Origin of the sequence: Sphingomonas canadensis, assembly GCF_026013525.1 — a bacterium.
GTDB classification, from domain to species: domain Bacteria; phylum Pseudomonadota; class Alphaproteobacteria; order Sphingomonadales; family Sphingomonadaceae; genus Sphingomonas; species Sphingomonas canadensis.
The window spans coordinates 98,482-112,417 of sequence record NZ_JAPDRA010000009.1 but is presented as its reverse complement, the minus strand read 5'-3'; the positions used below and the strand labels follow the sequence as shown (position 1 = coordinate 112,417).

Sequence of the window (13,936 nt, the reverse complement as noted above, 5' to 3'; positions counted from 1 at the left end):
TTCCTCTCCGTTCAGCGCGACATCAGTGCGGCGTAGCGCTCGATATGATCGTCGCGGTCGCCATGCGCGCGCTCGAACAGCCCCAGCCGGGCGAACAGGTGCGACGCGGGATATTCCTGCGTAAGCCCCATGCCGCCGTGAAGCTGCACGCATTCCTGGCCGACCAGCCGCGCCGAATCCCCGACCTTCACCTTGGCCGCGGACACCGCACGCGCCCGGTCGGCCGGTGCGGCAAGCTCACACGCCTTGATCGCGGATTCGGCGATCGGCGCGGCCAGTTCCTCGGCGATGGCCATGTCGACCATGCGGTGCTGCAACACCTGGAAGCTGTCGAGCGAGCGGCCGAACTGCTTGCGCGTGCCGGTGTGTTCGCGGACCAGCCGGTTGGCGGCACGGATCGCGCCCACCGCGTCGGCACAGGCCAGCGCCGTCGCCTCGTCCAGCGCGCGGGCCAGCGCATCGCCGCCGCCGGGCATCAGCGCGTCCGCGGGCAGCACCAGTCCGTCGAGATCCAGGTCGGCCGCCCCGGTCCAGTCGAAGCAGCGATAGGCGCGGCGCTTCACCGCACCGGCGGGCACCGCGAACAGCACGGTCTCGCCATCGGTCAGCGCCGATATGACGAAGACATCGGCGTTGTCGCCGCCCGCGGCCACGGTCTTGCGGCCGCTCAGCCGCCAGCCCTCGCCCTCTCGCACGGCCGCCGCCGCGATCGGAGCCGCCAGCCGGCCGCTGCCTTCCTCATGCGCCAGCGCGGCGCGGACGGTGCCGCTCGCCACGCCGGGTAGCCAGCGTGCTTGCTGATCGGGCGCTCCCGCCGCCGCGATGAGCCGCGCCGCGACCATCGTCGGGCGATAGGGCTCGACCGTCATCGATCCGCCCATCAGCTCCGCCGCCATCGCGATATCGGCCAGCTCCGCGGCGAATCCGCCATGTTCCTCGGGCAGTGTCAGCGCCAGCAGGCCGAGTTCGGCATAGGCCTCCCAGGCACCTTCGACCTCGCGGCCGGGCGAGGCGCGGCCCGCGCTGCGCTGCTCGAAGGAATAGATGCGGCTCAGCAGCGTTTCGAGCGACTGGCGCAGCAGGCCGCGGATCTCGGAACCCTCGTCGGCGGGCCGGGCGGTATCCAGTTGGGTGGTGGAAAGGTTCATCGGGCTGCTCCCAGGCCAAGCGTCTTGGCGATGATGTTGCGCTGGATCTCGTTCGATCCGCCGTAGATGGTCACGACACGGGTATCGAAATGGCTCTTGAACAGCGCCGCCGCCCAGGGCCGTTCGGGGTCGATCGCATCGGCGCCATAGGGCGCTGCGCGGCGGCCGAGCGCCTCGGCAAGCAATTGCGCCAGCGTCTGCTGCAATTCCGATCCCTTGATCTTCAGCATGTTGGCCTCGATCCCCGGGGCCAGGCCGGCACGGGCGCGCTCCAGCATGCCCACCGCCATCGCCTCCAGCGCGGTCAGTTCGATCTCCGCCGCCACCACGCGCGCGCGGAACAGCGGCGCATCGAGCAGGCCATCCGCATCGGCGATGCGCTTCAGCTTGGCGAGCTGGCGGCGATTGAGGCCGATGCGCGCGATGCTCAGGCGTTCGTTGCCCAGCACGACGCGCGAATAGGTCCAGCCCTTGTGCGGCTCGCCCACCAGATTCTCGGCCGGCACGCGCACATTGTCGAAGAACACCTCGTTGGTGGTGCGCTCGCCGTTCAGCAGCAGGATCGGGCGGATGTCGATGCCGGGGGTCGCAAGATCGATCAGCAGCATGGAGATGCCCATCTGCGGCTTGGGCGCGGAGGGATCGGTGCGCACCAGCGCGAACATCATGTTCGCCTCATGCGCCATGGTGGTCCACATCTTCTGGCCGTTGACCACCCAATGGGTGCCGTCGAATTCCGCATGGGTCTTTAGCGATGCGAGGTCGGATCCAGCGCCGGGCTCCGAGAAGCCCTGGCACCAATAGTCCTCGCCCGAAAGGATGCGGGGCAGATAGCGGGCCTTCTGCTCGTCGCTGCCATAGCGCATCAGCGTCGGGCCGAGCATCTTGAGGCCGAAGGAGCCGAGGTCCGGCGCGCCTTCCTCCGACAGCGTCTCCGCGAAGATATAGGTCTGCACCGCGCTCCAGCCCGTGCCGCCATATTCGGCGGGCCAGTGCGGCGCGGCCCAGCCGCGCGCGTGCAAGGCACGATGCCAGGCGCGGCGTTCGTCGGACGTGATGCGCATCGCGCCGATCACCTTCTCGCGCACCGTTTCCGGGCAATTTTCGCGCACGAAGGCGCGGACCTCGGCCGCGAAGGCCTCCTCTTCCTCGGTATACATCCCGACTCCTCTCCCGTTCCGGGGCAGGTGCCCCGGCGCCTGAATGACAAGGCGCTTTATATCGCCGGCGTCAAGATATATAGTTGTCACAAGCATCGATTCGCGCAACAATGAATCTATCGGCTCCGTTGCGATGAAGGCCCGCGCCAGACGGGCCAGGCGACAGGGTCCATGTGAGGGAGAGGCGGCGGACGTGGCATATGTCCAAGGCAGGGTCGTAGTCGTTACCGGTGCCAGTGCCGGGCTGGGCCGCGCAGTGGCGATCGCTTTTGCGGAGGCGGGGGCCAGGCTGGTGCTCGGCGCGCGGCGCAAGGACCGCCTCGACGCCCTTGTCGCGGAGATCGAGGGGCTGGGCGCCGCGGCCGTCGCGGTTGCGTGCGACGTGCGCGACGAAGGCGATGTGGCGGCGCTGTTCCAGGCCGGCATGGATCGTTTCGGCCGGATCGATGTCCTTATCAACAATGCCGGCGTCGCCGATCATACCCCCACCGATCAACTCACTGCCGAGCGCTGGCGCGAGGTGATCGACACCAATCTTACCGGCGCCTTCTTCTGTGCGCGTGAGGCGTTTCGCATCATGCGCGGGCAGGGTGCGGGGCGGATCATCCATATCGGCAGCCTTTCGGCGATCACGCCGCGGCCCAACACCGCAGCCTATGCCGCCAGCAAGTTCGCGCTTTCGGGGCTGAACCATTCGCTTGCCATCGATGGGCGGGCGCACGGGATCGCCTCCTCCATCTTCCATCCCGGCATTGTCGGGACGGAGCTGGGCGGAGGGAGCGCGCCACCCGCGGACCCCTCTCCGGGGAGGACGATCGGCGCCGATGTCGCGGCGCGTGCCGTGCTCGCCATGGCGGATCTGCCGGACCATGTGAACTTCGTCGAGGGAACCATGCTTCCCAACACGATGCCATTCCTGGGGAGGGGCTGATGACGGAGGAAGCGCAAAGAGTATTATAGTTAGATGATTATATTGACAGGGTCCATTCCGGGGCTAGTTATCCATCGATAAGGGACCGCGGCCGGAAATAACCGCGGGATACGGGAGAGGAGCATGAAACATCGTACTTGGTTGCTCGCCACGGCCGCTTTCGGAGCGGCGCTGGCAGTTGCAACGCCCGCCTATGCGCAGGACGCGCAAGGCGATCAGGACACGCCGGCCGCGTCTGACGAGGCTCCACGCGAGGGCGAGATCATCGTCACCGGATCGCGCGTTGCGCGCAGCGGCTTCGACGCGCCGACGCCCACCACGGTGCTGACTTCGGAGGCGCTCGATACGCGCGGCCTCAGCAACGTCGGCGATTTCCTCAACGAAATCCCGTCGTTCCGCCCGAGCGTCACCAACCAGACCAATACCCAGTCGTCGAACCTGTCGGGCGCGACCTTCGCGGACCTGCGCGCGCTGGGCAACATCCGCACGCTGACCCTGATCGACGGCCGCCGCCACGTGCCGACCGCCTCGACGGGCCAGGTCGACATGAACCTGATCCCGACCGCGATGATCGAGCGGGTCGAGGTGGTGACCGGCGGTGCTTCGGCGGCTTATGGCTCCGACGCCATTTCGGGCGTGGTCAACGTCATCTTCAAGCGCAACCTGGAAGGGCTGAAGGGCGACGTTTCGCTGGGCATCGCCGAGGAGGGCGACAATTTCGAGCGCCGCGCCAGCCTGGCCTGGGGCACCAAGTTCGCGGACGGCCGCGGCAGCTTCATCATCGGCGGCGAATATGTGAAGTCCGATGGTGTCGCGAGCTTCTTCGAGCGTGACTGGGCGGCGCGGGGCGACGAGGTCGTCTCCTATGCTACCTCCCGTCCCGCGGGCACGCCTTCGCGCATGTATGCCACGGGCGTTCAGTATGTGAACTCGCTCGTCGGCGGCGTCATCCTGGGCGTCAACGCGGACACGAACGCCGCCAACGGCGTGGACGTGCTGCGCGGCATCTATTTCCCGACGCCGGGCACCGTGGGCAGCTTCACCTACGGCACCGAAACCGGTGGCTCGTCGATCAACTTCTCCAGCTCGGCCGGCGTCCACACCCGCTCGGGTCATACGCTGGTGCTGCCGATCAACCGCCACTCGGTGGTCGCGAAGCTCGACTATGAGGTCAACGACTCGATCAAGGTGTTCGTCGAGGGCGGCTATGGCAGCTCGGGTTCGAACTATTCGGGACCGATGCCGCGCGACACGGCGGTCTCCGGCGCCAACGCCATCCTGATCCGCCGCGACAACGCCTTTCTGCCCGCGTCCGTCGCGTCGATCATGGACGCCAACGGCATCACCCAGTTCTACATGGGCCGATCGAACCCGGACTTCTCGCGCACGCGGATCGTGAACTTCAACACCACCTACCGCGTCGTCGGTGGCGTGGAGGGCGATCTGGGCGGCGGCTGGACCTGGGACGCCTATGCCCAGTACGGCCACAACTCGCTCAATTCGCAGATCCGCAACATGCGCATCCAGCAGAACTTCCTCTGGGCCTATGACGCGATCAAGCTGCCGAGCGGACAGATCGTCTGCCGCAACGACACCGCGCGTGCGCTGGGCTGCGTTCCGCTGAACCTGTTCGGCGAAGGCGCGATGAGCGCGGCTGCCATCGACTATGTCAACGGCACCCAGTTCCAGCAGATCAACATCTCGCAGTCGGTGGTCGCGGCCAACCTGCGCGGTGAGCCGTTCTCGACCTGGGCGGGGCCTGTCTCGCTCGCGGTGGGTGCGGAATACCGCCAGGACAAGGCGGAGAGCATCGTGGACTCGATCGCCGAGGCTCGCGGCTACAACTTCTCCAACCCGCAGCCCTATGCCGGTTCGTTCAACACCAAGGAGGCTTATGCCGAGGTGGTGGTGCCGCTGGCGAAGGACATGGCCGGCTTCAAGTCGCTCGAGTTCAACGGCGCGATCCGCTACACCGACTATGAATCGTCGGGCGGCGTCACGACGTGGAAGGCGGGCCTGACCTGGGAGCCGCTGGATGGCGTCCGGCTCCGCGGAACGCGCTCGCGCGACATCCGTGCGCCCAACAGCTCGGAGCTCTTCGCCAGCACCAGCACCCAGTCGACGCTGCGCAATCCGTTCAACGGCGTGTCGCGTTCGTATCAGGTCATCTTCAAGCCCAGCCCCACGCTGGCGCCGGAAAAGGCCGATACGCTGACGCTGGGCGCGGTGTTCGAGCCGCGGTTCATCCCGGGCCTGTCGGTCTCCGTCGACTATTACAACATCAAGATCGGCGGCGCGATTTCCAACTATCCGGCGCAGCAGATTCTCGACAACTGCTATGCCGAGATCCAGGGCGGCGGTGCGGGCACCTTCTGCTCCAACGTCGTGCTGACGGGGTCGGGCACCAGCACGGAGATCGTGTCGGTCACCCAGGCGCTGCTCAACCTGGCATCGCTGAAGACTGACGGCGTCGATTTCGAGGTCGCCTATCGCTTCGATGGACTGGGCGGCCGCTTCTCGACGCGCCTCTATGGCTCCTATGTCCACAAGCTCGTCTCCGACGATGGCCTGGGCATCGCGCCGACCTACAACGCCGCGGGCATCATCCAGACCCGTGGCAGCGTGATCGATCGCGCGGGCCAGCTCGGCGGGTTCACCTCGGGCCTCAACACCGGCGCGACGAGCGTCCCGCACTGGCAGCTCAACGCCAGCCTGGGATATTCGAACGACCTGTTCTCGACGACCTTCACCGGGCGCTGGATCGACAGCGGCATCGTCGATGCCACGCTCGTCCAGCCGGGCGATCCGGATTACAACGCCGCATCGCCGATCTCGGTCGGGCCGATGAACGTCGACTCCCGCTTCTATCTGAACTGGAGCGGATCGGTGAACATCGTCGACAGCGGGAACAACAAGATCCAGCTCTATGGCGTGGTGAACAACCTGCTGAACGTGGATCCGCCGTTCCCGGCGACGCAGCTCGCCGGTTTCTATGACCGTATCGGCCGCAGCTACAAGATCGGCGTGCGGTTCGAATTCTAAACCGCCCGATGGGGCGGCGGGCATCGCGCCTGCCGCCCCGGGCACCGTTCAACCTTCACGGCCCCCGGCTTGGCCGAGGGGCCGTGATTCTGCCTGCGGAAAGCGTAACGATGGTAATTGCCCGCGAAGTTCAGGATATTCAGGCCGCAGCAACCGGTGCGGCGGCCGTTGAGTTGTTCATGCGGCCGCGTTCGGTCGCGATCGTGGGCGTTTCGTCCAAGCCGGCAACGGCCGGGCGGACGGTGCTGACCAATCTGAAGCTCAACAATTATGCGGGCGATATCCACGTCATCGGCCGTGCCGAGGGCGATATCGACGGCTATCCGGTAACCCAGAGCATCGACGACCTGCCCGAGGGCGTCGATCTCGCCGTGTTCGCGCTTCCCGCCGCTGCGGTGAAGGATGCGATGGAGGCCTGTGCGCGCCGTGGCGTGCGCGCGGTCACGGTCTTCTCCTCGGGCTTTGCCGAGGTCGGCAATCGCGCCGCGCAGGATGAACTGGTCGGCATCGCCCGCGACGGCGGCATCGCGATGCTGGGGCCGAACTGCCTGGGCTATACCAACCTGGTGGACGGCATGCCGATCGGCTTCGCCAATGCCCGCGTCGTCGCGCGTACCCCGGTGGGCGGCAAGAACCCCGCGGTCGCGATGGTTTCGCAGAGCGGCGGGCTGATGGCCTATGCCAGCCTGACGCTGGCCGCGCGCGGGCTGCCGATGTCCTATACCGTCGCGACCGGCAACGAAGCAGACATCGGCCTGGCCGACTTCATCGATTTCTTCACGCTGGACGCGGCGACGACGGTGATCGCGCTGTACCTTGAGGAGGTGCGCAAGCCGCAGGAGTTTCTTGCCGCCGCCCGCCGCGCGCGTGCCGCCGGCAAGTCGGTGGTGGCGATCCATCCCGGGCGCGGCGAAAAGGGCCGGGCAGCGGTCCAGTCGCACACCGGCGCGCTGGCGGGGGACTATGCGTCGATGCAGGTCCATATGTCGCGCGCGGGCGTGACGCTGGTCGATACGCTGGAGGAACTGGTCGATGTGGCCGAGATCCTGGCGCGTTATCCAACCCCGCCGGTCGCCGGGCCGGGCATGCTGACCTTCTCGGGCGGCTTTTGCGCGATCGCGCATGACTTTCTTGAGGGCGAGGGGTTGGAGATGCCGCCGCTCACCGAGGAAGTGCGCGCTGCGCTCGAACCGAAGCTGCCGTCCTATATCCCGCCCCGCAATCCGCTGGATCTGGGAACCCAGGCGATCTGGCAGCCGGAACTTACCGGGATCGGCACCGGGGCGCTGATGGACGATCCCAATCTCGGCAGCGTGATCGTGGCGATCAACAGCGGCACGGCCAGGTCGCAGAACACCTATGGTCCCTATTTCGTCGGTGCGCTGAAGGGCCGCGACAAGCCCGCCATCCTGGCATTCCCCGCGCCGGAGCTGGATGCGGAATTCGCGCAGGCGGTGCTCGACAACGGGCTGATCCTCAGCCGCTCGATCGAACGCTCGATGCGCGCGATAGCCCGCGTCACCCATTACGGCCGCGCTCTGGAGCGCAATGCCCGATCGGCGAGCTATGCGCCGTTTGAAAACCTGCCCGCGCTGGGCAAGGGCGCGCAGCCCGAATGGTTCGGCAAGCAGTTGCTCGCCGCGATCGGCATCCGCATTCCGGAAGGCGCGCTCGCCCGCACCGTCGAGGACGCGGTGGCGACCGCGGAGCGGGTCGGCTATCCCGTCGCCATCAAGGCCCAGGCGGGCGCGCTGGCGCACAAGACCGAGGCAGGCGGCGTGATGCTGGGCATCCGCGACGCCGATGGCCTGCGCGCGGCATGGCAGACGCTGCACGACAATGTCGCGCGCGCCGCGCCCGGACTGGCGCTCGATGGCGTACTGGTCGAGCGCATGGCCGAGAAGGGCCTGGAGCTGATGATCGGCGCCAAGCGCGATCCGAAATGGGGGCCGGTGGTCCTTGTCGGCCTGGGCGGCATCTGGGTCGAGGCGCTGGGCGATGTGCGGCTGATGCCGGCGGATCTGGCGGTGGACGATATCGTGGCGGAACTGGGCAAGCTGCGCAGCGCCAAGCTGCTCGGCGGCGTTCGCGGCGCCCCGCCGGTAGACGTGCGTGCGGTGGCGGAGACGGCAGCGCTGGTCGGCCGGCTGATGCTGACCGTGCCGCAGATCGAAGAGATCGACCTCAACCCCGTGTTCGTCCATCCCGATGGCCAGGGCCTTACCGCGGTGGATGCGCTCGTCATCGCCAGCGAAGCCTGAGCACCGTGGCGGACGAGCTGAAGGAAGCAGCGATGAGCGAATCCCTGGTAACCTATGAGCTGGATGGCGATGTCGCCATCGTCGGCATCGATCGCGCGGCGAAGCGCAACGCGGTCAACACCGCGGTGATGGAACAGATGCACGCCGCGTTCGAGCGCGCGGCGGGCGAGGCGCGCGTCGGCGTGCTGTTCGGTCATGGCGGGAATTTCTCCGCCGGGCTCGATCTGGCGGAGGCGGCGTCGCGGATCGGCGGCAGCAACCCGCTGAAGCCCTGGGAACGCGGCCGCTGGACGGTTCCGCTCGATCTGGTCGCGCGCGGGCCGATTCCCTGGGTTGCGGCGCTTCAGGGCGCCTGCATCGGCGGCGGGCTGGAGATCGCTTCGGCCTGTGCCATCCGCGTCGCGGACGAAAGCACCTTCTTCGCTCTGCCGGAGGCCAAGCGCGGCATCTTCGTGGGCGGCGGCGGCGCGGTGCGCATCCAGCGGCTGATGGGCTATGCGCGCATGGCGGACATGATGCTTACCGGGCGCGTGCTGAGCGCGGCAGAGGGTGAGCGCGTGAACCTGTGCCAATATGTCGTGCCCGCCGGTCAATCGCTCGAAAAGGCCAAGGAGCTCGCCCGCGCGATCGCCACCAACGCGCCGACCACCAATTGGGCGATCTGCGCCGGCCTGCCGCGGCTCAACGACATGGGCCACGGCGACGGCCTGTTCTTCGAGGCGCTGATCGGCGGAGCGTCGCGCGGCGGCGGCGACACCAGCCGCATCGCCGCCTTCGTCGAGCGCGGCGAGAACAAGGTGGTCGCCCCCACCGCCAAGCCGGAAGGAGGGGTCTGACCCATGGCGCTCAGCGACAATGCGATCGTCGGCTATGCCGAAACCAAGATCGTCCCCCGCAGCGAGGTGGACGTCTGGGAACTCGCGGCCGAGGTGCTCGACGGCATCCTGGAGGCCACCGGCTTCGCCCATGACGAGATCGACGGGCTGATCCTGTCTTCGTCGCAGACCGGCGCGGGCAACAACTTCTGGTCGCAGACGGTGGCGGACCAGCTCGCGCTGGAGCTGAACTTCTGCCAGACGGTGGATATCGGCGGCTGCTCGCCGGTCGGCGCGGTGGCGCGGGCGTGCGCGGCGATCGACGCCGGGCTGGCCGAGAATGTCCTGTGCCTGTTCGCCGATACGGCGGTTGCCGAGAACAACGGACGGCCGCGCTCCTATGGCGCGGAATGGACCAGCCCGTTCGGCTATCTGGGCGCCCCGGCGGCGTTCGGCATGCTAAGCCGCTATTATGACGACAAGTTCGGGCTGGATTTCCGTGCGCTGGGCAAGCTGGCGGTGGCCCAGCGCGAACATGCGCTGCGCAACCCCAATGCGTGCGAGAAGCTGCGCAAGCCGATCACGGTCGATGATTATGTCAACTCGCGGATGATCAACGATCCGATCCGGCTGCTCGATTGCGTGATGCCGTGCGATGGCGCCAGCGGCGTGCTGGTCACCGGGCGCAAGGCGGCCGAGAAGCGCGGCCTCGCGCGCTGCGCCGTGCCGGTCGGCTATGGTGAGCGCACCAATGTCGGTGCGCAGCGCGCGATCGTCGATCCCACGGTGACCGGGCATCGCATCGCGGGTGAGCGCGCCTTTGCCCAGGCGGGGATGAAGCCGGGGGAGATCGGCTCCTTCCACCCCTATGACGACTTCATCATCGCCATCATGATGCAGTTGGAGATGCTGGGCTTCTGCAAGCATGGCGAGGGCGCGGCCTATATCCACGAGACCGACTTCCTGTTCTCCGGCGATCTGCCGCTCAACACCGGCGGCGGCCAGATTTCGGCGGGCCAGTGCGGACTTGCGGGAGGCGGCACCAACCTGGTGGAGGCTGTGCGCCAGCTCTTCGGCGAAGGCGGCGAGCGGCAGGTGAAGAACACCGCGAACGCATTGGTGACCGGCATCGGCGGCATTCCCTATGGCCGCAACTGGAACACCAGCACCGTCCTGATCCTCACCCCGAACGCATGAGGGCGGCATGACCCAGCTCAACGACATGCTCGACATCGAACGGCCGCTGCCGCCCGCGCGCAGCTTCTCGGCTCCCTTCTGGGAAGCCACGCGCGAGAAAAGGCTGGTTATCCAGTATGATCGCGTCGCCGGGGCCTATCAGTTCTATCCGCGCCCGACGAGCATCCACACCGGCCGGCGCGGCAACCTGGAATGGCGGGAGGTCTCCGGCCTGGGCCAGGTGTTCAGCTATACCATCGTGCGGCGCGCGCGCCCGCCCTTCCGCGATCGCGAGCCCTATATCGTCGCGATGGTGACGCTGGACGAAGGCGTCAACGTGATGAGCAACATCATCCGCTGCACCGAAGAGGAACTGGCCCAGGGGCTGCGGGTGAAACCCTATTGGCATCCGCTGTCCGACGGCCGCCACCTGCTGCTGTTCGAGCCAGACCGGTGATCGCGGACCTCGCCTATCGCGAGGTCCGCGGCTGGCACGGGGCGATCGACCTGTACGTGCCGGAAGGGCCGGGACCGCACCCGGTGCTGATCTATTTCCACGGCGGCGGCTGGCGGATGGGCAGCAAGGCTTCGGCCGCCCAGCATGCCGGGGCATGGAATGCGATGGGCCTGGCGGTCGCGGCACCCGCCTATCGGCTGGCGGGGGCGGCGCCCGCGCCGGCCGCGGCGGACGATGCCCTGGCGGCGCTGGAATGGGTGCGTGAACATGGAACCGGGCACGGGCTGGACGCCGGCCGCATCGTCGCCGCCGGGCATTCGGCGGGCGGTCTGCTCGCGCTCGCAACCGCCTATCGCGCCGCGGATCCTCCGGCGGCCGTGGTGGCGTGGAACGCCCAGTGCGATCTCGCGCGATACCGTGAGGAGCGGCTGACGGCGGGCGATCCCGTGGCCTGGCTGGAGGAGGCGGACGATCCGGAGGGCGTGGCGCTGTCCCTGTCGCCGCTCCACGCCGTGCGGCCCGGGCTTCCACCGACGCTGCTGGTTCATTCGGATCGCGATCCGCGCGCGCCCTATAGGGACGCGGTGCTGCTGGAGCAGGCGCTGGTCGCTTCCGGCGTGCCTGCTGAGCTGGTAACGATGTGCAGCGACGGGCATCTCACCGCCGAGCATCCGCCGGCAGAGGTCGCGCGCGGCCACGATCGCACACGCCTGTTCCTGGGCTGGCAGGGCGTGCTGAATGCGCCGGCCTCCCCGGCCCAAAAATCGTTGCATATGACAACAAGATGATTGACACTCCGGATGCGCAATCGATACGTCTGACAATAATATAAATAGACTCGCCGGCCCGCTCCTGGCGCCGGCGTGGAGGGGATCGTCCATGGCTAGCAAGGCGACGACGGGCAGGGGCATCCTGAATGCCGACTTCGGGTATCCGGGGTGGAAGGTGGTGGCCGCCGGCTTCCTGATCTTCTTCTTCGCGTTCGGCGGGCCGACCGCCAGCATGCCGCTGGTCTATAACGAGGTGATCCACGAATTCGGCTGGTCGCGCACCACCGCGACGCTGATCTACACCTGGAAAGGGATCACCGGGGCGGTCGTCGCGATATTCCTGATAGGCCCGCTGGTCGACAGGTTCGGGCTGAAACCCGTCTTCATCACCGTAGTGACCCTCCAGGCGATCGGGTTCGCCGCCTTCCTGGCGGTGCATTCGGTATGGACCTATTATCTCACCGGCTTTCTGATCGGGCTCGGACAGGGGGCGGTCCTGCTCTGCATCAAGCTGATGGTGTCGCGCTGGTTCATCCGCAACGTGGGGCTGGCCGGGGCGATGGCGCTGGTGGGCTCCAGCATCGGCGGAATCGTGTTTCCCTGGTATATCGTCGCGGTGATGCCCGAACTCGGCTGGCGGATGACCTTCGCGCTGATCGGCATCGGCATCTTCGCGGTGGCCGTGCCGCTGATCCTCCTCGCCAACCAGAATCCCACCGAGGAGGAACTGCTCCCCGAGATTTCCGGCGAGAAGGGCGTCCGCCAGACGCCCGAAGCGGCCGCGGCGGTCCGTTCGGCGGAACTGGATGTCACCTATGGCCAGTTGATCCGCCAGCCGATGTTCTGGTGCATCATCCTGAGCGTGATGATCATCGCGGGCGTGGACCAGGGGCTGTTCCAGAATTCGCAGCTCTATTTCACGCGCGAGGCGGGGCTCAGCCCCAAGCTCGCGGTCAGCGCGCTTTCGATCACCTTCCTGATCGGCATGCTCTCGAAATTCGTCGCCGGCTGGTTCTTCGACACCTATTCGGTGCGCGGCGTGATGCTGTGGTACCTGCTGATCGCGGTGATGGTGCTGCTGGCGTTCCCGGTTTCCAACTATGCCACGGCGCTGGTGTTCAGCTTCGCGCTCGGCGTGGCGCATGGTGGCCTGGTGTGCGAGGGGCCGGTGCTTGCCAAGCATGTCTATGGCCCGAAGCACATGAACCGCGTGCTGCCCGTGATCACCGGCTTCTTCTCGCTGGGATCGGCCACGGGACCGGCGGTGCTGGCGGCGATCTATGACTCGACGGGAAGCTACACGATCGGGTTCGGTTTGTTCGTCGCACTGGCGCTGGTCGCGGCGCTGATGCTCTCGCGCGTGCAGCCGGTGTATCGCAACCGGCTGGAAGCGGCGACCGGAGGCGCCTGAACCATGGATCGGCTGCAGGAGCTTCACCACAAGGCGGACGCGCTCGAGGAGCAGATGAGCCGTCAGCTTGACGCGCTCGCGGTCAAGTCGATCATCTATGTCTCTGGCGATGTCGATCCGGTGCGCGAACGGCCCGTGCCAGACAATCCGGAGGGGCGCCCGTTCCTGATGGGCCCCGATCCGCGGCTCCAGCCGATGCCGGCCAAGCCGACGCTGATCGACTATTTCCGCTATCGCTTCGGCCCGTCGGCGCATCTGCTGCAAAGCGCGCGGCTGGCGCTGCGGGCGGGGCACGACGAGAAGATCGTGCTGGCCTGCCTGCTGCACGACATATCGGTGCTGGGCTTCATCCGCGCCGATCACGGCTTCTGGGGCGCGCAACTGATCGAGCCCTATGTCGATCCGGAGGTCGCCTGGGCCGTCCGCCAGCATCAGGTGGTGCGCTTCTATCCGGACGAATCGGTGGGCTATGAATATCCGGAGGCCTATGTCCGCTTTTTCGGCGCGGATTACCGGCCCGATCCGCATATCGATCGCGCCTATCAGGCCGCGCGCAACCACAAATGGTACATGAGCGCGCGGCTGGTGACGATCAACGACCTCTATTCGTTCGATCCGGATGTGGTGGTCGAACTCGACGAATTCACCGACATCATCGGCCGCAATTTCCGCCAGCCGGAGGAAGGCCTGGGCTTCGACGACAGCCCCTCCGCGCACATGTGGCGGACGATCATGATGCCCACCCGTTTTCTCTGAAAGCCCGCG

General features: G+C 67.0%; 11 protein-coding genes. 9 read left to right on the top strand and 2 right to left on the bottom strand.

Features of this window, described 5'->3' with window-relative positions; all coding sequences use genetic code 11:
- Window positions 1–11: 11 nt before the first annotated feature.
- Together OM513_RS16330 and OM513_RS16325 are read right to left on the bottom strand one after the other, a co-directional pair.
- Window positions 12–1,148 carry an acyl-CoA dehydrogenase family protein gene (locus tag OM513_RS16330; RefSeq protein WP_264945682.1) on the bottom strand — a complete coding sequence of 379 codons (1,137 nt, stop codon included), beginning with the start codon at window positions 1,146–1,148 and terminating at the stop codon, window positions 12–14.
- Window positions 1,145–2,308, bottom strand: coding sequence for an acyl-CoA dehydrogenase family protein (locus OM513_RS16325; RefSeq protein ID WP_264945681.1), 1,164 nt, complete (start codon window positions 2,306–2,308; stop codon window positions 1,145–1,147). The genes OM513_RS16330 and OM513_RS16325 overlap by 4 nt, the downstream gene beginning before the upstream one ends.
- Before the next feature lie 193 nt (window positions 2,309–2,501).
- Between OM513_RS16325 and OM513_RS16320 the strand changes: the two genes are divergently transcribed.
- The 9 genes from OM513_RS16320 to OM513_RS16280 all read left to right on the top strand — a co-directional run bounded on the left by OM513_RS16320 (window position 2,502) and on the right by OM513_RS16280 (window position 13,927).
- Complete coding sequence (locus OM513_RS16320) at window positions 2,502–3,239, top strand: SDR family oxidoreductase (protein WP_264945679.1); 738 nt, start codon at window positions 2,502–2,504, stop codon at window positions 3,237–3,239.
- A gap of 123 nt (window positions 3,240–3,362) precedes the next feature.
- Window positions 3,363–6,281: a TonB-dependent receptor plug domain-containing protein gene (locus OM513_RS16315; protein ID WP_264945678.1), complete on the top strand. Its 2,919-nt coding sequence runs from the start codon at window positions 3,363–3,365 to the stop codon at window positions 6,279–6,281.
- A gap of 179 nt (window positions 6,282–6,460) precedes the next feature.
- Window positions 6,461–8,542 carry an acetate--CoA ligase family protein gene (locus OM513_RS16310; protein ID WP_264945676.1) on the top strand — a complete coding sequence of 694 codons (2,082 nt, stop codon included), beginning with the start codon at window positions 6,461–6,463 and terminating at the stop codon, window positions 8,540–8,542.
- A gap of 32 nt (window positions 8,543–8,574) precedes the next feature.
- Complete coding sequence (locus OM513_RS16305) at window positions 8,575–9,378, top strand: crotonase/enoyl-CoA hydratase family protein (protein ID WP_264945675.1); 804 nt, start codon at window positions 8,575–8,577, stop codon at window positions 9,376–9,378.
- Between the two features lie 3 nt (window positions 9,379–9,381).
- On the top strand, window positions 9,382–10,554 hold the full coding sequence (locus OM513_RS16300) for a thiolase family protein (RefSeq protein ID WP_264945674.1): 1,173 nt from the start codon (window positions 9,382–9,384) through the stop codon (window positions 10,552–10,554).
- A 7-nt stretch (window positions 10,555–10,561) separates the two neighbouring features.
- Window positions 10,562–10,990 carry a Zn-ribbon domain-containing OB-fold protein gene (locus OM513_RS16295; protein WP_264945673.1) on the top strand — a complete coding sequence of 143 codons (429 nt, stop codon included), beginning with the start codon at window positions 10,562–10,564 and terminating at the stop codon, window positions 10,988–10,990.
- Entirely contained in the window at window positions 10,987–11,778 is a 792-nt protein-coding gene (locus OM513_RS16290) for an alpha/beta hydrolase (protein WP_264945672.1), read from the top strand. Before OM513_RS16295 ends, OM513_RS16290 begins: the two co-directional genes overlap by 4 nt.
- 91 nt (window positions 11,779–11,869) lie before the next feature.
- The gene (locus OM513_RS16285) at window positions 11,870–13,171 is read left to right on the top strand and encodes an MFS transporter (protein ID WP_264945670.1); all 1,302 of its coding nucleotides are present in this window, start codon (window positions 11,870–11,872) and stop codon (window positions 13,169–13,171) included.
- A gap of 3 nt (window positions 13,172–13,174) precedes the next feature.
- On the top strand, window positions 13,175–13,927 hold the full coding sequence (locus OM513_RS16280) for an HD domain-containing protein (RefSeq protein ID WP_264945669.1): 753 nt from the start codon (window positions 13,175–13,177) through the stop codon (window positions 13,925–13,927).
- Window positions 13,928–13,936 lie beyond the last annotated feature (9 nt).